We start from the raw sequence: 19,281 nt of genomic DNA, 5'->3' as shown, positions 1-19,281 counted from the left end.
GCAGGCAGGCGCTTACAGCGGCGGTGTAACAGATTGTAAGGCGGCAACTTTTGGCGCGGCTGGTTTTAAATGACTTTGCCTGGATTCATCAGGTTGAGGGGATCCAGCGCCTGCTTGATGGTTTTCATCAATGCGATTTCCACCGGCGATTTGTAGCGCAGGATTTCTTCGCGCTTGAGCGCGCCCAGGCCGTGCTCGGCTGAAATCGAACCGCCCATGCGGTGGACGTTGTCGTGCACGAGCAGGTTGATGGCGGCCTGCTGTTCGATGAAGCGCTCGGCCGGGACGCCTTCGGGCGGCGAGACGTTGTAGTGCAGGTTGCCGTCGCCCAGGTGGCCGAAGGTGACGTTGCGGCAACCCGGGAAGTGCTGCTGCAGCAGGGCGTCTGTGGCGGCGATGAACTCGGCGATGCGGGAGATCGGCAGCGAGATGTCGTGCTTGATGTTCTTGCCTTCCTTGGCCTGGGCCGAGGAGATGCTTTCGCGCAGTTGCCACAGGGCGCGCGACTGGGCGCCGGAGCTGGCCAGCACGGCGTCCTGGCAGATGTCCTGTTCCAGCGCTTCGCTCATCAGTGCTTCCAGCAGCACGCTGGCATGGGGGGCGGGTTCGCTATCGGACAGTTCCAGCAATGCGTAATGGGGATGGCGTTCGTTGAACGGGAATTGCAGTTGCGGGAAGTGCTTGGCCACCAGTTGCAGGCACAGGTCGGACATCAGTTCGAAGCCGGTCAGGGTGGCGCCGCAGCGCTCTTGCGCCAGCGTCAGCAGGCGCAGCGCATCGGCGGGGCTTTGCAGCGCGGCGAGGGCGGTCAGCTGGACTTTGGGCTGGGGGAAGAGTTTCAGGACGGCGGCGGTGATGATGCCTAAGGTGCCTTCGGCGCCGATGTAGAGGTCGCGCAGGTCGTAGCCGGTGTTGTCTTTTCTCAGGCTGCGCAGGCCGTGCATTATTTCGCCTTGGGCGGTGACGACTTCTAGTCCGAGGCAGAGTTCTCTGCTGTTTCCGTAGCGCAGGACGGCGGTGCCGCCGGCGTTGGTGGAGAGGTTGCCGCCGATGGTGCAGCTGCCTTCGGCGGCTAGCGAGAGGGGGAGCAGGCGGTTTGCTGTCGCGGCGGCTTCTTGCACCTGTTGCAGGATGCAGCCGGCTTCTGCGGTGATGGTGTGGTTTGCCGGGTCTATGGCGCGGATCTGGTTGAGGCGTTTTAGCGAGAGGACGATCGCTTGGCCGCTTTGGTCGGGGACGCTGCCTAGCACCAGGCCGGTGTTGCCGCCTTGGGGGACGATGGGGATGCGGAACTGGTTGCAGAGCTGGACCAGCTGGGCGACTTCTTCGGTGTTGGCGGGTTTGACGACAGCCAGTGCCTGGCCGGTGTAGCGCTGGCGTTGATCGGTCAGGTAGCCGGCCTTGTCGGCATGGCTGGTGAGCACATGGGAGTCGCCGATGGCATCGCGGCAAGCAGCAAGAAAAGCGTCATTGTTCATATCAAATTTTCGAAAAAGCAGTCAAATGGGGTCAGAGTTTTTTTACGACGGCTTCATCGTCGTAAATTGCTCTGACCCCATTTGACGGGCTACGGAGTGAGTGCGGTGGCATGCTATGAACGGTTAGTGCGTAGTTAAAACGTTTCCTACTCCGTGGATACAAGCCGGGAGCGGCCCGGCAGCCGCTCACTTTCTTTTGCTTCGCCAAAAGAAAGTAAGCAAAGAAAAGGCGACCGCAAAGCCGTTGCCCTCCCTCTGGTCGGGTCCCCAAATCCGGCGCGTATCAGCCGGGTGGGAGGACCAACTCGCCTTCGGCTCAAACATGTCCTCCCACAATTCCCGGCTGACACGCGCCGGATTTGGCAACGTCTCAATGCGGGGCACTTCAAAAGCAACGGCAACGGCAACGGCAACGGCAAAAGCACCCGCAACTTCAAAACCAACCCCAACGTCAAAATCCACAGCCTCTTTATTTCAGGCTGCATGGCTGCTTTATCGTGACGCTTTCTTTATTGCTTCTTGCGCTACTTCCTTGGCTGCCTTTTTATATGGGCGTAGATAAAGGATGGTGCACAGGAAAAATATGGTGCTGAGGGCTACTTCCAGCCAGCCCAGGCGGGTGCTGATCAGGTTGCTGTCGCTGGTGGCGCGGACGATGCCTTCTGTGAAATAGATCAGGATTAGCATCGAGGCCCATTGCATGGTGTAGACGTCGCGCTTGAGGACGCCGCGCAGGGGGAATAGGAGGGGCAGGACTTTCAGGACCATCCAGGAACCGCCGGGACGCAGCGGCGCCAGCACCAGTTCCCAGGCCAGGCCGAGAGCTATCAGGGCCAGCAGGCTGGTTACCGCGCCCAGGTAAAAGAAACGCGGCTGGCGGGCGGCGTGCGGCAGCGGGTGGGTTGCCGTGTCGGGTTTCAGTTTGGTAGTCATCTTGGCCCCGCTGGGTTGAGCTTCAATGCGGTTTCGGCCAGCCGCCGCCCTTGGGCGATGGCCAGGGTGCGGCTTTCGGCGGAGACTGCTTGCGTGCCGTTCATGCCGGACCAGTGGCTGGCGCCGTAGGGGGTGCCGCCGCTGGCGGTGGTCATCAGTTCGGGCAGGGTGTAGGGCAGGCCCATGATCAGCATGCCATGATGCAGCAAGGGCGTCATCATCGACATCAGCGTCGATTCCTGGCCGCCGTGCAGGCTGCCGGTGGAGGTGAACACACAGGCGGGCTTTCCAGCCAGGGTGCCGGCCAGCCATTCGGTGCTGGTGCCATCCCAGAAATACTTCATGGCGGAAGCCATGTTGCCGAAACGGGTGGGCGAGCCGAGCGCCAGGCCGGCGCATTGGTGCAGGTCGGCCAGTTCGACATAGGGCGCGCCTTCGGCCGGGATGTCGGGGGCGCTGGCTTCGGTCACGGTGGAGACCGCCGGCACCGTGCGCAGGCGGGCTTCGCAGCCGGCCACCGAGTCGATTCCCTGGCCGATCAGTTCGGCCAGTTTGCGGGTTGAGCCATGGCGCGAATAGTACAAAACCAGAATCGGTGTAATAACGTTAATGTTGGATGAGTTCATTTTGGTATTATAGGGCGCTTTAGCGCCAACTCATGGTGCAAAACGCCTGCCGCGCCCGGTTTCATGATGTGCCGCGGCGGGCAAAATGAGGTAAGGCATGACGTCAATAAAATTTTCCAGACTGCGCGGCCTGTCCTGGGTGGAATTGCGCGATCTGTTCCGCTTCGCGGCGCGCCGCCTGGACGAGGAACGCCTGCCGCAGGTGGCCGGCAGCCTGACCTTCACCACCATCCTGGCGCTGGTGCCGATGCTGACCATCGCGCTGGCGATCTTTACCGTGTTTCCGCTGTTCAGCACCTTCCGCGCCGCGCTGGAGCAGTATTTCGTGCGCAACCTGATGCCGCGCGGTTTCGCCAGCACGATTCTCGACTACCTGAACCAGTTTGCCACCAAGTCGGCGCGCCTGTCGGCAGTTGGCGGGGTCGCGCTGATCGTGACCTCGGTGCTGACCATGTCGACCGTCGACCACGTGTTCAACCGCATCTGGCGCGTCAAGACGCAGCGGCCATGGATCCACCGGGTGCTGGTGTACTGGGCCATCATCACGCTCGGGCCCTTGCTGATCGGCGTCTCGATCACCGTCACCTCGTATTTGTCGGCGGCGGCCGACGGCCTGGTGGTGAGCTGGATCGGGCGCTGGTTCTATACGCTGCTGTCGGTGGCGCTGACCACCGGCGCTTTTACCCTGCTGTACGTGGCGGTGCCGAACCAGCGCGTCGACTGGCGCGATGCGATCTGGGGCGGCTTGCTGGCCGGTATCGCCTTTGAAATCGCCAAACGCGTGTTTGCCGCCTACATCATCAAGTTTCCGACTTACACCATGGTCTACGGCACGCTGGCGGCCTTGCCGATATTCCTTTTGTGGATCTACATGCTGTGGATGATCACGCTGGTGGGAGCGCTGCTGGCAGCCGCGCTGCCGGTGGTGAAGTACGAGCGCTGGTGGCATGTGCCGTCGCCAGGCAGCGCTTTCGTCGACGCCATGGCGGTGCTGCAGGTCTTGCACCAGGCCCGCATGCGCGGCAGTTCGGCCGCGGTCGATGCGGGACAGATCCGGCGCGCTACGCGGCTAGGCTTCGATGAGTCGGAAAGCTTGCTGCAGCAGATGCTGGAAGCAGGCTGGGTCGGCACTGTGCAGACCGAGATGCCGACGCGCAGCCAGTGGGGCCGCAAGATGCGCATCAATGTCGACGGCTGGATCCTGCTGGCTAATCCGGAGGTGTTGAAGCTGGCCGATATCTACCGCATGTTCGTATGGAATCCGGCCGCCGGCAGAGCCATCGACAGCGGCCTCGACCGATGTGTGGAAAGCGCCATCGAACACGGCCTGGAGCAGACGCTGGCGGCGCATTTCACGCAGTCTGCGGGGCCTGTTGATGATCTAGCCAACCCGAACCTTGATCGTGCCGCCCTGCGGTAGTCTTGAAATCCAGAAATAGCTGATCGTCACCCTGCCGGGATAAGTCGGCTGGCTGTAGTTCATCAAGAACGAGGTCATCGGCCGGCGTGGCGCCACGGCAGCCGGGGCCGGTGTGGCGTCGGTCGCGTCTGGCTTCTTGAGCAGCGCCGGCAATGGATCGCTAGCTGGTGTTCCCATTAAAACTCCTGTCGCTATACGGCGCGCCATGGCATGGATGGCGATGCCAGAAAACAAAGAAACGAATTTTACGGGATAAACGGTTCACATTGCTGTGAAAAAGATTTCACATTGTTGACGAAAACATAGTTAGTAAAAAGATACCCGGCCGGTGAGCATCTGCCAGTACATCACCCAATCGCCCAGGAATGAATACAAGGGCTGCCTGAAGGTTGCCGGGCGGTTCTTTTCAAACGCGAAATGACCGACCCAGGCAAAACCGTAGCCGCACAGCAGCGCCGCCAGCAGCCAGTAAAAATTGCCGGTAAATACCAGCATGGCCACCGAAGCCAGCGCCAGCGTGGAGCCGACGAAATGCAGCTGGCGGCAGGTGCGGTTGCTGTGCTGGCTCAGGTAGCTGGGGTAGAACTCGGCGAAAGTCTCATACTTTTTTTCAAGCACGGTAGGCATTCTGTCTCCTGGCGGTGGCTGGATCTTGCTGCTTGGTCGTCTTTATCCTTGCTGTTCTTTAAGCTTAGTCTTCCGTGGCGGCCGCTGCAACCGTCGCCGCACTGGCAAATTTGAACAGGTGATCCAGCACCGCATCCGGCTGCTCCGCCATCAGCGCATGGCCGCAAGCTTCCACCTGCACAACCTTGGCCTGCTTGATGGCGCCGATCAGGCCGGCGGCCGCCTTGGCCGGCGTCATGACGTCGCGCTGGCCCAGCAGGAACAGGGTAGGGCAAGTGACCGCTTGCGCCGCCTGTTCGCCGTTGGCGTAGGCATTGCAGGCGGCAAAGTCGGTATAGAACACGGTCGGTTTGGCGGCCGACTGGCCGGCGATGCGCTGCATCAGGCGCTGGCTGGCGCCCTGCACGTAGAAACCCGGTCCTGGCGCCGATGGCTTGGGCGACATGGTGGAGTGCGACCAGATGTTCACCATGTCGATCGCGCTCTGCTGCGCATTGTTGGCGGCGTCCAGCAAGGCGTCCGCGACTTTCATCGGATAAGCGCTGCCGACCAGCGCAATACCGGCGATGCGGCCGGATTTCTCGGTGCGGCCGGCGCTTTCCAGCGCAATCAGCGAACCCATGCTGTGGCCGATCAGGACCGCCTTGCTGACGCCGGCGGCATCCAGCAGGCAGGACAGCCAGTCGGACAAATCTTCGATGGTGGCCAGCGCCGGGCCCTGGCTGCGGCCGTGTCCCGGCAAATCCACCGCCAGCACGCCGAAACCGTGATGGGCGAAATAACGGGTCTGCAGGATCCAGACGGAATGGTCGTTCTGGCCGCCGTGGATAAAGACCGCGGTCGGCAGCGCCGGGTCGAAGGCTTTGCCGCCGGTGTAGCAATAGGTTTCGTGTTCGGCGCCGCGGAAATGTGTTTTCAGTAACATCTCATTTATCCTTCCGTTCAGTGCGTTGCGACATCTTCAGGCCGAAGGCCAGGTCTTCGATCAGGTCCTCGACATTTTCCAGTCCGATCGACAGGCGCAAGGTGCCTTCGCTGATGCCGGCGGCGGCCAGCTGCTCGCTCGGCACCCGGAAATGGGTGGTCGAAGCCGGATGGATCACCAGCGATTTGGCGTCGCCGACATTGGCCAGGTGCGAAAATATTTTCAGCGACTCGACCATGCGGCGGCCGGCCGCGCGGTCGCCCTTGAGGTTGAACGAGAACACCGCGCCGCAGCCCTTGGGCAGCAGCGTCTTGCTGAGTTCGTGGCCGGGATGCGAAGGCAGTTCCGGATAGGCCACAGATTCCACCGCCGCATGCGCTGCCAGGAATTCCACCACCTTGCGTGTATTGGCGACGTGCTTTTCCATGCGCAGTCCCAGCGTTTCTATGCCTTGCAGGATGGCGAAGGCGTTGTGCGGACTCATGACCGCGCCGAAGTCGCGCAAGCCTTCGCGCCGCGCGCGCAGGGAAAACGGCGCCACTGTCGATTCTTCCGAAAACACCATGCCGTGGAAGCCTTCGTACGGTTCGCACAGCTCGCTGAAGCGGCCGGTCTTTTCATAGGCTTGCTGCCAGTCGAACGTGCCGCCGTCCACCAGCAGGCCGCCAACCGCGGTGCCGTGGCCGCACAGGAACTTGGTGGCCGAGTGGAATACCAGGTCGGCGCCATGGTCGAACGGCCGCAGCAGGTAAGGGGTGGTAAACGTCGCATCCACCATCAGCGGCAGGTAATGCTCATGCGCCAGCGCAGCGATGCGCGGGATGTCCAGCACATCCAGTCCCGGATTGCCCAGGGTTTCGCCGAACAGCACCTTGGTGTTGGGCCGGATCGCCGCGCGCCAGGCATCGATATCGCTGGGATCGACAAAGGTGGTCTCGATGCCGAAGCGCTTCATGGTGTAGGACAGCAGGTTGTGCGAGCCGCCATACAGCGCGCGCGAGGCCACCACATGCGAACCGGCGCCGGCGATGGTGGCCAGGCCCAGGTGCATGGCGGCCTGGCCGCTGGCCACGGCAATCCCGGCGACGCCGCCTTCCAGCGCCGCGATGCGCTCTTCCAGCACGGCGTTGGTGGGATTGGAAATGCGAGAATAAACGTGGCCGGCGCGTTCCATGTTGAACAGCGAGGCGGCGTGGTCGGAATCCTTGAAAACGAAGGCCGAAGTCAGGTAGATCGGCGTGGCGCGCGCGCCGGTGGCGGGGTCGGGCACGCTGCCGGCATGCAGCGACATGGTGTCGAAGCCGGGATAATGGGGGCTGCTCATGATGTGGGAGGTCTCCTTCTATTTTCGATATATAGGGGCGGATGCTGCGCTGCGCGGTAGATTTTTGCTCTGGCTTACGCTACATTCTGCATACAAGCATAAGGGTAACTCTAAAAACCTACTGCGCGTCGCAATCTCTGGCCTGCGATGCTCACTGTACTAAAGTACGGCTCCGCTTCTCGACCAGACCTTGCATCATGTCGGCGTCGCTGAGGCCACGGTTTTAAGAGCTGCCCACAACCAAAGTAAAGACTGGATGGCACCATGAAAGTATCTGAGATTCTCAAAGTCAAAGGCAATATCCTTTACACCGTGACGCCGGAAACGCCGCTGATCGAGGCAGTCAACACGATGGCGGAAAAGGATATCGGCTCGCTGGTGGTGATGGAGTTCGGCACGCTGATCGGCATGCTGACTTTCCGCGAGGTGCTCAATGCGATTCACCAGAACGGCGGCGCGGTAGGCAGCAACACGGTGCGCAAGCACATGGACGACAGCCCGATCACCGTAACGCCGGATACCGAAGTCAACGAGGTGCGCCGCATCATGCTGGAGCGCCATGCCCGCTATGTGCCGATCATGGATGCCCGCACCTTGCTGGGCGTGATGTCGTTCTATGACGTGGCGAAAGCCGTGCTGGACGCCCAGGGTTTTGAAAACAAGATGCTGAAAGCCTATATCCGCGACTGGCCGGCGGCTAGCGAAGAGTAGGATTTATCCGATGAATGAAGAGCCGTTTGCGGCAGCAAGATGCCGCAAACGGTTTTTTTTGTTGGTTCCTGGTGCAAAATAGCGGGTTGGCGGCCAGGCTGTAGCCGCGGCCGGTCGGCGCAATGCATTTTTATCGATTTGAAAGAGTTTATTCATGAATAATATCCGTCCGGACGGTTCCGTGATCGATACCCATAGCAAAGTGCTGGGCTATCTGCTGTGGATTTTCGGCTTTACCGGCGCTCACCGTTTTTATTACGGCAAGCCGGTCACCGGCACCATCTGGTTCTTTACGCTCGGCCTGCTGGGTATCGGCTGGCTGATCGACGTTTTCCTGATCCCGAGCATGAATCGCCAGGCCGACCTGCGCTTTACCGCCGGCGCCATTGATTACAGCGTGGCCTGGCTGCTGCTGACCTTCCTCGGTTTTTTCGGCGTGCACCGCATGTACCAGGGCAAGTGGCTCACCGGCATCCTCTATTTGTTTACCGGCGGACTGTTCCTGCTGGGCGTGCTGTACGATTTCTGGACTTTGAACGAGCAGATCTCGATGAAGAATGCGCAGCGCGGGTAGCGCCGCGCTTGGATCGTTACCAAGGGATTGACGCGAGGGCGTCAGGGCTGATGCCGCAAGCTGCCGTGGCCGCGGCTTCAGTCCTGTAAAACAATCAATTATTCACCACTGCCATACTGCGCAGCTTTCTCCCTAGCCTACCTATGTCCAAATCCAGTCAATTTTCCTTGTTGCGCCAGCGCCGGTTCGCGCCGTTCTTCTGGACCCAGTTCTTTGGCGCTTTCAACGATAACGTCTTCAAGACCGCCTTGCTGACGATCCTGACCTACGAGGCGATCAGCTGGACCAGCATGGACGTCAATGTGCTGAACAACCTGATTCCGGGTTTGTTCATCCTGCCCTTCGTGGTGTTTTCGGCGACTGCCGGCCAGCTGGCGGACAAGTTCGAAAAATCCGGCCTGGCGCGCTACGTCAAGGTGCTGGAAATCGTCATCATGTCGGTCGCCGCGGTCGGCTGGATGACGCATACCCTGTGGCTGCTGATCCTGGCGGTGGTGGGCATGGGCGTGCATTCCACCATTTTCGGGCCGGTCAAGTATGCTTACCTGCCGCAGCAGCTGCGTCCCAACGAGCTGGTGGGCGGCAATGGCATCATCGAAATGGGCACCTTCGTCGGCATCCTGCTGGGCGAGGTGCTGGGCGCGGTGCTGGTGGTCCACAAGCCTTGGGGCATCGAGCTGGTCGCCGGCGGCACGGTCGCCATCGCGATCCTCGGCTGGCTGTTCAGCCGCCGGATTCCGCTGACCCCGGCCGCCGAGCCGGGGCTGAAGATCAACTGGAACCCGATCACCGAAACCATGCGCAACCTGAGCTTCTCGCGCAAGAACCGTCCGGTGTTCCTGGCCATGCTGGCCAACTCCTGGTTCTGGTTCTACGGCGCCATCATCCTGGCGCAATTTCCCCTATATGCGAAAAACTACCTGCATGGCGACCATAGCGTCTTCGTGCTGCTGCTGACCGTGTTCTCGCTCGGCGTCGGCGCCGGCTCCCTGCTGTGCGAACGCCTGTCCGGCCACAAGGTGGAAATCGGCCTGGTGCCGTTCGGCGCGATCGGCCTGTCGGTGTTCGGCCTCGACCTGTTCCTGGCCAGCCTGAGCTACACCAACACCGCCGCCGTGGACATGGCCAGCTTCGTGCAGCAGCACGGCAGCTGGCGCATCTTGTTTGATTGCGTGATGATCGGCCTGTTCGGCGGCTTGTACATCGTGCCGCTGTTCGCCGTGATCCAGACCCGCTGCGACCGCCAGCACCTGTCGCGCACGATCGCCGGCATGAACATCATGAACGCCTTGTTCATGGTAGTGGCGGCGCTGGTGGCGCTGACCTTGCTGAGCATGGGCTTCACCATTCCGCAGATTTTCCTGGTGACGGCGATCCTCAATGCGCTGGTGGCAGCTTACATTTTCACCGTGGTGCCGGAATACCTGGTGCGCTTCGTCGCCTGGATCCTGATCCACACCATCCACCGCGTCACCACCTTCAACCGCGACCGCATCCCGGAGGAGGGTGCGGCGGTGCTGGTGTGCAACCACGTCAGCTACGTCGATGCGATCGTGATCATGGCGGCCAGCCCGCGGCCGATCCGCTTTGTCATGGACCACCGCATCTTCAAGGTGCCGGTGCTGGCCTGGCTGTTCAAGACCGCCAAGGCGATCCCGATTGCGCCGGCCAAGGAAAATCCGGCATTGATGGAACGCGCTTTCGACCAGATCGCGGCGGCGTTGGCGGATGGCGACCTGGTCTGCATTTTCCCGGAAGGCAAACTGACCAGCACCGGTGAAATGAACGAATTCCGCGGCGGCATCAAGAAAATCGTCGACCGCAGCCCGGTGCCGGTGATCCCGATGGCGCTGCGCGGCCTGTGGGGCAGCATGTGGACCCGCAGCGGCGGCAATCCCTTCCAGCGTTCCTTCAAGCGCGGTCCGCTGTCGGCGCTGCAGCTGGCGGTGGGCGAGGCGGTGGCGGCGGCCCAGGCAACGCCGGAATACCTGCAGCAGCAGGTGCAGGCTTTACGCGGTGAATGGAAATGACCGCGCAGACAAAAAAGGAATGAGAGTAATGGCGAAACTGAAACATACCCTGTTGGACGATGCCGTAGCGGTGCATGCGGCACGCCGTCGTTTCCTGAGCAGCGGCGGCAAGCTGCTGGCCGCAAGCCTTTTACTGAGTACCCTGCCTATGCAAACCACGCTAGCCGCCGGCGCTACAGCCGGCCCGGTGCCCTTGATCATCGACACCGATCCCGGCGCCGACGATGTCATCGCCATACTGCTGGCCTTGTCCGCGCGCGACCGCCTGGATGTCAAGGCGCTCACCACGGTGGCCGGCAATGTCCAGCTGCGCTACACCGCGCGCAATGCACGCATGGTGCGCGAATGGGCCAACCGCCCGGACGTGCCGGTGTATGCCGGCTGCTCGCGGCCGATGCTGCGCGCGCCGATCTATGCCGCCGAGGTGCACGGCGCCGAAGGCGTCACCGGCGTCAAGATCTTTGAACCGAAGCAGCCGCTGGCCAAAGGCTCGGCGGTGCAATACCTGGTCGAGACGCTGCTGGCGGCGGCGCCGGCGAGCCTTACGATCGTGACCCTGGGCCCGCAAACCAACCTGGCCATGGCGCTGATCGAGCATCCCGAGATTCGCCAGGGCATCAAGGAAATCATCATGATGGGCGGCGCCCATTTCAACGGCGGCAATATCACGCCGGCAGCGGAATTCAATGTGTTCGCCGATCCGCATGCAGCCGACGTGGTGTTCAAGAGCGGCTTGCCGCTTACTGTCATTCCGCTCGACGTTACGCACAAGATGCTGACCAGTCCGGAGCGCATAGACCGGCTGCGCAAGATCGGCAACAACGCCGGCAAGATCGCCGCCGACATCCTCGACGCCTATGTCGAACATGACATCAAGCAATACGGCTTGCCGGGCGGCCCGGTGCATGACGCCACCACCATCGGTTACCTGCTCAAGCCCGACATGTTCAAGGGCCGCATGGTGAATGTCGACGTCGATACCCGCGAAGGGCCGACCTTCGGCGCCACCGTGGTCGATTACTACCACGCGACCAAGAAGCCCGAGAATGCGCGCTGGATCACCGAAGGCGATACCCAGGGCTTCTTTGACCTGCTGACGGCGCAGCTGGCGAAATTGCCGTAGGGTGGGCACATCGTGCCCACGCGTGAATTCAATCCACGCACGTGCTAGTTTTCGTGCCACGCACGTGCTAGTTTTCGTGCCACGCACGTGCTAGTTTTCGTGCCGCCCGGTTCCGCACTCCGGCTATCACGGTCACGCGTGGGCACGATGTGCCCACCCTACGATATCGAAAAGGCAATAATTTTGCCGGCCGGGTAGCCCCTGAGGGGTGGCGCTGGTAAAATCATGCTTTTCAGCCCCTTTTTCTCTGGATTATCATGCCCGGCAATACCTTCGGCAGTCTGTTTAGCGTCACCAACTTCGGCGAATCCCACGGACCGGCCATCGGCTGCGTGGTGGACGGCTGTCCGCCGGGCATGGAATTGTCGGAAGCCGATATCCAGCCCGATCTGGACCGCCGCAAGCCGGGCACCTCGCGCCATGTTACCCAGCGCCAGGAGCCGGACACCGTCGAGATCCTGTCCGGCGTCTACGAAGGCAAGACCACCGGCACGCCGATCATGCTGCTGATCCGCAACCAGGACCAGCGCAGCAAGGATTACGGCAATATCATCGATACCTTCCGGCCCGGCCATGCCGACTTCACCTACTGGCAGAAATACGGCATCCGCGATCCGCGCGGCGGCGGCCGTTCCTCGGCGCGCCTGACGGCGCCGGCCGTGGCGGCGGCGGCGATCGCCAAGAAGTGGCTCAAGCAGCAGTACGGCACTACGTTCAAGGGCTGCATGAGCCAGCTGGGCGAGCTGCCGATCGCTTTCGAATCCTGGGAGCATGTGCCGAACAATCCGTTTTTTGCCGCCAACGCCAGCCAGATCGCGCAGCTCGAAGCGTATATGGATGCTCTGCGTAAAGACGGCGATTCCTGCGGCGCCCGTATCGATGTCGTGGCGTCCAATGTGCCGGTCGGCCTGGGCGAGCCGCTGTACGACAAGCTGGACGCCGAGATCGGCTATGCCATGATGGGCATCAACGCTGTCAAAGGGGTGGAAATCGGCGCCGGCTTTGCCTGCGTGGCGCAAAAAGGTTCGCAGCACGGCGATGAAATCACCCGCCACGGCTTCCTCACCAACAACGCCGGCGGCACCCTGGGCGGCATTTCCAGCGGCCAGGACATCACCGTGTCGATCGCCATCAAGCCGACTTCCAGCATCCGCACGCCCAAGCAATCGATCGACAAGCAGGGCAATCCGGCCACGGTCGAGACTTTCGGCCGCCACGATCCTTGCGTCGGCATCCGCGCCACGCCGATTGCCGAAGCCATGCTGGCGCTGGTCTTGATGGACCACGCCTTGCGCCACCGCGCCCAGTGCGGCGATGTGCAGGTCGAGCGGCTGGTCGATCCGCAGTAATTTCCTCAGTAATTGCTTCCTGCGCCACCGTGATCCGGTGGCATTTTTCCTTTCGCTCCCTCTGTTGATAATCGCCTGCCGGCGGCTGCCGAGCGCCGTTTGCCGCAGGCGTCAGTGGCGTCCGGACCTCATCCCGTCATCGATTTTGCAATCCCGCTGGCTAATCTTCGGCGGCTGGCGTAGGTTTACGTTACGCTTGTTTAAATTGTGCTTCGTATAGAATGAAGATGCACGTCAGGCGTGTCTGAAACCGACCCATCCGGAGAGAGAAGGGGACATCATGATCGATACACTTTCCAGTGCCGCCCTTGCTGGCGGCCTGTCCTGGGCCAGCGGCATCCGCCTCTACATGGCGCTCTTCATCGCCGGCTGGTTCGGCCGCGCCGGCTGGATCGACCTGCCGCAGGCGCTGCAGGTGCTGGAATCGCCCTGGGTGATCGGCGTGACCGGCCTGCTGACCGCGATCGAGTTTCTGGTGGACAAAATTCCCGGCCTGGATTCGGTGTGGGACGCCATCCATACCTTCATCCGGATTCCGGCCGGCGCCATCCTGGCGGTAGCCGCCATGGGCCACATGGACCCGGCCTGGACCACGGTGGCGGCGCTGGTCGGCGGTACTTTCGCCCTGGGCGCGCATGCCACCAAGGCCGGCAGCCGCGCCATGATCAATACTTCGCCGGAACCGCTGAGCAACTGGACCGCTTCGTTTTCCGAGGATGCGACGGTGCTGGGCGGCCTGTGGGCAGCGTTTTTCCATCCCTGGCTGCTGTTTGCCTTCCTGTTCCTGTTTTTTCTGTTTGCGATCTGGCTGGTGCCTAAACTTTGGCGCGGTATCCGCTGGGTCTTCCAAAGGCTTGCTACTTGATCCTGGATCCGGCAGTTGACCGCTTCTCGGTGTCTGGGAAAATTTATGTACTATGATGTTCTTTCTTTTAATTGCGCCCTGCGTGTTTGCAAGAGCGCTACGGGTGCGATTGCACGTTTTCCCGGCCCTCTGACGTCGTTGCTCCTGCTAGCGGACTAGCAGTCCGCGTCGTCGTCGCGCCTAGCCAGAGAACCGGAAAAACGCACACTCGCACCCGTTCAACTACCGGATCCAGGATGATCTTTCTGCAGTCTCTACGCATGACCCAGCGCGACTGGCGCGCCGGCGAATTACGCTTCTTGTTGATAGCCCTGATTGTCGCAGTTGCCTCATTGTCCGCGGTCGGCTTCTTTGTCGACCGCATGCGCGCCGGCCTCAGCCGCGATGCGCACCAGCTGCTGGGAGCGGACCTGCTGATTTCCGCCGACCAGCGCATCAATCCCGCCTGGCGCAGCGAAGCCGAGCGCCGTCACCTGACCCTGGCCGATACCGTGGTTTTCCCTAGCATGGCGTTGGCCGGCGAGGGCGACCGCGCGCGCTCGCAGCTGGCTTCGCTCAAGGCTGTCAGCGCCGGCTATCCCTTGCGCGGCAGCCTGGTGGTGGCCGATGCCGGCGCCGCCGCCGGTCAGGCCACGCGCCAGACGCCGGCCGCCGGCACGGTCTGGCTGGACGCCAACATGCTGACGGCCTTGAACCTGAAGGTCGGCGATCCGCTCAAGCTGGGCGAGCGCAGCTTCACCATCGCCAAGGTGCTGGTGGTCGAACCCGACCGCGGCAGCGGCTTCATCAATTTTGCGCCGCGCGTGATGCTGTCCATGGCCGACCTGGCCTCAACCAATCTGGTCCAGGACGGCTCGCGCGTCACCTATCGTTTGCTGCTGGCTGGAACCGGACCGCAGGTGCAGGATTTCCAGAAGTGGGTGGAAAGCGATATCAGCCGCGAGAACGTCAAGGGCGTGCGCATCGAGGGCCTGGAAAACGGCCGCCCGGAAATGCGCGCCACCCTCGACCGCGGCGAACAGTTCCTGTCGCTGGTGGGCTTGCTGTCGGCGCTGCTGGCAGCGGTGGCGGTAGCGATGGCGGCGCGCCGTTTCATGCTGCGCCATCTGGATGCCTGCGCCATGCTGCGTTGTCTCGGCATGACGCAGAACCAGGTGACCCAGCTGTATCTGCTGGAATTCCTGCTGATCGGCCTGGCCGGCAGCGTGATCGGCGTGCTGCTGGGCTTCGGCGCCCATTTCATGCTGCTCGAACTGCTCGGTAAATTCATCTCCAGCGACTTGCCGAACGCCAGCGCGATCCCGGCTGTGCAAGGCCTGGTCACCGGCCTGTTGCTGCTGATCGGCTTTGCCTTGCCGCCGATCCTGCAACTGCGCAATGTGCCGCACAACCGCGTGATCCGGCGCGAGCAGGATGCGCCGCAGGCGCTGGTGCTGGCCACTTATGGGCTCGGGACGCTGACCTTCATCGGGCTGCTGCTATGGCAGGCTGGCGACCTCAAGCTGGGCTTGTTGACCGCGCTTGGCTTCCTTGGCGGCTTCGGCCTGTTCGCCTTGCTCGGCTGGCTGGCGCTCAAGGGCTCGCGCCATATCCGCGGCTTGTCGTCTCATCCCAGCTGGCGCTTTGCTCTGACAGCATTGCAGCGGCGGCCGGCGGCGACCGTGGTGCAGATCGTCGCCTTGTCGCTGGGCTTGATGGCGCTGCTGCTGCTGACCGTGATCCGCGGCGACCTGATCGGCGCCTGGCAGCAGGCCACGCCGGCTGATGCGCCGAACCGCTTTGTGATCAACATCCAGGACGATCAGCGCGCCGAGATCAGCCAGCGCCTGCAGGGAATCGGTATCGCGCGGCCGGAACTGTTTCCGATGATCCGCGGCCGCCTGACCCAGGTCAACGGCAAGCCGATCACCGCCGATACTTATCCTGACGACAAAGCCAAGCGCCTGGTCGACCGCGAATTCAACCTGTCCACCATGCTGCAAGTGCCGCCGCAGAACACGGTCACGGCCGGCCGATGGTTCGACGACGGCCAGCCCGCCGCCTCGGTCGAGGAAGGGTTGGCCAAGACTCTCAAGCTGAAGCTGGGCGACCGGCTGCAGTTCGATATCGCCGGCCAGCTGGTGAGCGCGCCGGTGACCAGCATCCGCAAGCTGGAATGGGGTTCGATGCGAGTCAATTTCTTCGTCATCCTCAATCCCAGGCTGATGCACGACATGCCGCAAACCTGGATCACCGCCTTCAACCTGCCGGACGCGCATGCCGGCTTCGGCAACCAGCTGACGCGCGATTTCCCGAACCTGACGGTGGTCGATATCGGCAGCGTCATCAGGCAGATCCAGGGCGTGATCAACCAGGTGGTGGCGGCGGTCGAATTCCTGTTCCTGTTCACGCTGGCGTCCGGCGCGCTGGTGCTGTACGCGGCGCTGGTCGGCTCGCAGGATGAGCGCACCCGAGAGGCGGGGCTGTTGCGCGCGCTGGGAGCGACCCGTAAACAGTTATCGCAATCGCAATGGATCGAATTCGCGCTGATCGGCAGCCTGGCCGGCTTCCTGGCGGCCAGCGGCGCCGCCGCCATCGGCTGGGCGCTGGCGCAGTATGTATTCAGCTTCACCTGGACTTTCAGCCCGCTGGTATGGCTGGCGGGAATGGCGATCGGCGCCGGCTGCACCTTCGCCGGCGGCTGGGTCGGCTTGCGCCATGTGCTGCGTCAGCCGCCGCTGCAAACGTTGCGTGAGGCCTGAAGCAGTACTGCATCCTGGCATTTCGGGGATAATGGCGGCTTACGCTATCATTATCCGCCATGACTACAGACACCACTGCCACCACCCAAGCGCCTGAGGAGCAATCCCAGGCCAGCATCTACGACCTGATCGGCGGCGCCGGCAAGCTGCGCGAGCTGGTAGACCGCTTTTACGACCTGATGGACCTGGAGCCGCAATTCGCCGTGATCCGGGCCCTGCATCCGAGCACCCTCGACGGCTCGCGCGACAAGTTCTACTGGTTCCTGTCCGGCTGGAGCGGCGGCCCCGATTTGTATATAGAACAATTCGGCCATCCGCGCCTGCGCGCCCGCCACCTGCCTTACGCCATCGCCTCGCCCGAGCGCGACCAGTGGCTGCGCTGCATGGCGCTGGCGATGCAGGATGTCGGCATGGATGAATGGCTGCGGGAACGCCTGCTGACGTCCTTCTTCCAGACCGCTGACTGGATGCGTAATAAACCAGATACTCCCCAATAACTGTTCGTTTCAGATTACATTAATTAGTTAGCCCACATGCCCTCATCAGAATTACTCGTCTTGCTTGCTGTCGCCGCCGTCATCATCGTGCTGCAGATCGTCGCCATCTTGCGCAGCGCGCGCGGCGCCGATCCGGCGCAGCAGCTGGCGCAGCTGCAGAACGATCTGCAACGCCATCAGCAAGATCAGCAAGATCGTGGCGAACGCCAGCAGCGCGAGCTGCGCGGCGAAGTGCAGACCAGCGCGCAAAACATGCGGCAGGAAATCGGCGGCAACTTCGGCCAGCTGCAGCAAACGCTGGCGGCGCAGATGACCAGCGTCGCCACCTTGCAGAATAACCAGATCGACACCTTCGCCCAGCAGCTGGTCAAGCTCACCGAGACCAACGCCCAGCAGCTCGATGGCATGCGGCTGGCGATGAACCAGCAGGCCCAGACCAGCCGCGAGGAGCAGGCGCAGTCGCTCCAGCGTTTCGGCGATACCCTCAACCAGACATTGGCGGCGCTGACTGAATCGAACGCGCAGCGCATGGCCGAAGTGCGCGCCACGCTGGAAGCCAGGATCAAGGACCTGCAAACCGACAACGGCTTGCGGCTGGAAGAAATGCGCAAGACCGTCGATGAGAAATTGCATGCGACGCTGGAACAGCGCCTCGGCGAATCGTTCAAGATCGTCTCCGACCGCCTGGAAAAAGTCCATCAGGGACTGGGTGAAATGCAGCAGCTGGCGATCGGCGTCGGCGATCTCAAGCGTGTGCTGACCAACGTCAAGACGCGCGGCACCTGGGGCGAAGTGCAGCTGGAAATGCTGCTGGAACAGGTGCTGACGCCGGAGCAGTACGCCAAGAACGTGGAAACCGTTCCCGGCAGCGGCGAGCGGGTCGAGTTCGCCATCAAGCTGCCGGGCAATGACGACGGCGGCACGCCGGTATGGATGCCGATCGACGCCAAATTCCCGAAAGAGCAATACGAACGGCTGGCGGATGCGGCCGACCGCGCCGATGCCGAAGGCGTGGCGCTGGCTTCGCGGGAACTGGAGCGCGCCGTGCGCCTTGAGGCCAAGACCATCGCCGAGAAATACCTGTCGCCGCCGCTGACCACCGATTTCGCCATCCTGTTCCTGCCGACCGAAGGCCTGTACGCCGAAGTCATGCGCCGCCCCGGCCTGGCCGATGAATTGCAGCGCCTGCACCGCATCAGCATCGCCGGACCGTCGACCTTGTCGGCGCTGCTGAACAGCCTGCAGATGGGCTTCCGCACGCTGGCGCTGGAAAAGCGCTCGTCCGAAGTGTGGCAGGTGCTGGGCGCAGTCAAGACCGAATTCGGCAAGTTCGGCGACGTGCTGGCCGCCACCAAGCTGACGCTGGAGCGCGCCGCCAAGAACATCGACCAGGCCGAAGTGCGCAGCCGCCAGATGGCGCGCAAGCTGAAATCGGTGGAAGCCTTGCCGAGCGAGGCGGCGCAGCGCTTGCTGGGGAAAGAGCCGGACCTGCTGGCCGACGACGAAAACTAAGATCGACATTTCACGTCGCTGATGTCGTGCAAGCGCTTGATATCGGACAGTGCGCTGCCGGAATGGAGTCATCTGGGGTCAGATACCGTCTTGAATAGCAAGCCCGCTGGTCAAATAATTTGGATCGAAGGGTTTGCCGGTATGGATCACTCCGTAAATTAGGTGAGTCATTTTGTGCATGACAGCCCCGATCACCGCTTTTTTCGCCATACCAGTGGCCGATAACCGCTGAGCAAAGCGACGTAGTATCGGGTTGTGCCGGCATGCCACCAAGCTAGGCATGTAAAGTGCCGCCCGCATAGACATGCTTCCTGCCCGACTCATCATGGTTCGACCTTTGATTGAAGTGCCAGAACTGCGTTGTTTAGGGGTTACGCCGAGAAATGCGGCGAATGCCTTAGCGTTGTCAAATCGCCGGATGTCGCCCAACTGGCCCAGGATTCGCGCCACTGTAGTGGCTCCAATGCCTGGGATGCTCGTGATGAGCTCGGCATCACGTTTGAGGCCGGGATGTCGATCAATGTGATCATCAATGTCGCCCTCCAA

Annotated in this window: 20 protein-coding genes; 10 read left to right on the top strand and 10 right to left on the bottom strand. The window is 62.0% G+C overall.

What is annotated here, in order from left to right:
* Positions 1–65: 65 nt before the first annotated feature.
* From AC07V8_RS03265 to wrbA, 4 genes are all read right to left on the bottom strand, one after another.
* Positions 66–1,478: an FAD-binding oxidoreductase gene (locus AC07V8_RS03265; RefSeq protein ID WP_494677256.1), complete on the bottom strand. Its 1,413-nt coding sequence runs from the start codon at positions 1,476–1,478 to the stop codon at positions 66–68.
* Positions 1,479–1,664: 186 nt separating this feature from the next.
* Positions 1,665–1,940, bottom strand: a complete 276-nt coding sequence (locus AC07V8_RS03260) for a hypothetical protein (protein WP_494677255.1) — start codon at positions 1,938–1,940, stop codon at positions 1,665–1,667.
* 30 nt (positions 1,941–1,970) lie between these two features.
* Positions 1,971–2,411 carry a DUF2069 domain-containing protein gene (locus AC07V8_RS03255; RefSeq protein ID WP_494677254.1) on the bottom strand — a complete coding sequence of 147 codons (441 nt, stop codon included), beginning with the start codon at positions 2,409–2,411 and terminating at the stop codon, positions 1,971–1,973.
* Entirely contained in the window at positions 2,408–3,037 is a 630-nt protein-coding gene (wrbA, locus tag AC07V8_RS03250) for an NAD(P)H:quinone oxidoreductase (RefSeq protein ID WP_494677253.1), read from the bottom strand. The genes AC07V8_RS03255 and wrbA overlap by 4 nt, the downstream gene beginning before the upstream one ends.
* A gap of 97 nt (positions 3,038–3,134) precedes the next feature.
* Between wrbA and AC07V8_RS03245 the strand changes: the two genes are divergently transcribed.
* A complete protein-coding gene (locus AC07V8_RS03245) occupies positions 3,135–4,457 on the top strand; it encodes a YihY family inner membrane protein (RefSeq protein ID WP_494677252.1) in 1,323 nt (440 codons plus the stop codon).
* Here AC07V8_RS03245 and AC07V8_RS03240 read toward each other — a convergent pair.
* From AC07V8_RS03240 to AC07V8_RS03225, 4 genes are all read right to left on the bottom strand, one after another.
* A complete protein-coding gene (locus AC07V8_RS03240) occupies positions 4,419–4,634 on the bottom strand; it encodes a hypothetical protein (protein ID WP_494677251.1) in 216 nt (71 codons plus the stop codon). The genes AC07V8_RS03245 and AC07V8_RS03240 overlap by 39 nt on opposite strands.
* 129 nt (positions 4,635–4,763) lie before the next feature.
* Positions 4,764–5,084 (bottom strand): Mpo1-like protein, encoded by a 321-nt coding sequence (locus tag AC07V8_RS03235; protein ID WP_494677250.1) that lies wholly within the window; start codon positions 5,082–5,084, stop codon positions 4,764–4,766.
* 64 nt (positions 5,085–5,148) lie between these two features.
* Positions 5,149–6,009, bottom strand: a complete 861-nt coding sequence (locus tag AC07V8_RS03230) for an alpha/beta fold hydrolase (protein WP_494677249.1) — start codon at positions 6,007–6,009, stop codon at positions 5,149–5,151.
* Position 6,010: 1 nt separating this feature from the next.
* Positions 6,011–7,333, bottom strand: coding sequence for an O-acetylhomoserine aminocarboxypropyltransferase (locus tag AC07V8_RS03225; protein WP_494677248.1), 1,323 nt, complete (start codon positions 7,331–7,333; stop codon positions 6,011–6,013).
* 264 nt (positions 7,334–7,597) lie between these two features.
* On the opposite strand from AC07V8_RS03225, the gene AC07V8_RS03220 reads away from it, so the two are divergent.
* Positions 7,598–8,044 carry a CBS domain-containing protein gene (locus AC07V8_RS03220; RefSeq protein ID WP_211442074.1) on the top strand — a complete coding sequence of 149 codons (447 nt, stop codon included), beginning with the start codon at positions 7,598–7,600 and terminating at the stop codon, positions 8,042–8,044.
* 3 nt (positions 8,045–8,047) lie between these two features.
* Here AC07V8_RS03220 and AC07V8_RS03215 read toward each other — a convergent pair whose 3' ends face one another.
* The gene (locus AC07V8_RS03215) at positions 8,048–8,200 is read right to left on the bottom strand and encodes a hypothetical protein (RefSeq protein ID WP_494677247.1); all 153 of its coding nucleotides are present in this window, start codon (positions 8,198–8,200) and stop codon (positions 8,048–8,050) included.
* Here AC07V8_RS03215 and AC07V8_RS03210 point away from each other — a divergent pair.
* The 8 genes from AC07V8_RS03210 to AC07V8_RS03175 all read left to right on the top strand — a co-directional run bounded on the left by AC07V8_RS03210 (position 8,199) and on the right by AC07V8_RS03175 (position 18,735).
* A complete protein-coding gene (locus tag AC07V8_RS03210) occupies positions 8,199–8,618 on the top strand; it encodes an NINE protein (RefSeq protein ID WP_098496203.1) in 420 nt (139 codons plus the stop codon). The two genes, AC07V8_RS03215 and AC07V8_RS03210, sit on opposite strands and share 2 nt — an antisense overlap.
* 143 nt (positions 8,619–8,761) lie before the next feature.
* Positions 8,762–10,648, top strand: coding sequence for an MFS transporter (locus tag AC07V8_RS03205; RefSeq protein ID WP_494677246.1), 1,887 nt, complete (start codon positions 8,762–8,764; stop codon positions 10,646–10,648).
* A 28-nt stretch (positions 10,649–10,676) separates the two neighbouring features.
* The gene (locus tag AC07V8_RS03200) at positions 10,677–11,771 is read left to right on the top strand and encodes a nucleoside hydrolase (RefSeq protein WP_494677245.1); all 1,095 of its coding nucleotides are present in this window, start codon (positions 10,677–10,679) and stop codon (positions 11,769–11,771) included.
* Positions 11,772–12,028: 257 nt separating this feature from the next.
* Positions 12,029–13,120, top strand: a complete 1,092-nt coding sequence (gene aroC, locus AC07V8_RS03195; RefSeq protein WP_494677244.1) for a chorismate synthase — start codon at positions 12,029–12,031, stop codon at positions 13,118–13,120.
* Between the two features lie 280 nt (positions 13,121–13,400).
* A complete protein-coding gene (locus tag AC07V8_RS03190) occupies positions 13,401–13,985 on the top strand; it encodes a DUF4126 domain-containing protein (protein WP_211442068.1) in 585 nt (194 codons plus the stop codon).
* Positions 13,986–14,224: 239 nt separating this feature from the next.
* On the top strand, positions 14,225–16,726 hold the full coding sequence (locus tag AC07V8_RS03185) for an ABC transporter permease (RefSeq protein ID WP_494677750.1): 2,502 nt from the start codon (positions 14,225–14,227) through the stop codon (positions 16,724–16,726).
* Positions 16,727–16,785: 59 nt separating this feature from the next.
* Positions 16,786–17,223 carry a group II truncated hemoglobin gene (locus AC07V8_RS03180; protein WP_494677243.1) on the top strand — a complete coding sequence of 146 codons (438 nt, stop codon included), beginning with the start codon at positions 16,786–16,788 and terminating at the stop codon, positions 17,221–17,223.
* Between the two features lie 36 nt (positions 17,224–17,259).
* A complete protein-coding gene (locus AC07V8_RS03175) occupies positions 17,260–18,735 on the top strand; it encodes a DNA recombination protein RmuC (RefSeq protein ID WP_494677242.1) in 1,476 nt (491 codons plus the stop codon).
* A 78-nt stretch (positions 18,736–18,813) separates the two neighbouring features.
* On the opposite strand, the gene AC07V8_RS03170 is transcribed toward AC07V8_RS03175, so the two are convergent.
* Positions 18,814–19,281, bottom strand: a 468-nt coding sequence (locus tag AC07V8_RS03170; protein ID WP_494677241.1) for a transposase, incomplete at its 5' end; no start/stop codon positions are given.

Source organism: Collimonas sp. GW821-FHT02H07 (assembly GCF_059421505.1).
Note: the sequence above shows the minus strand (reverse complement) of the source record. Positions and strands in the feature narration are given on the sequence as shown.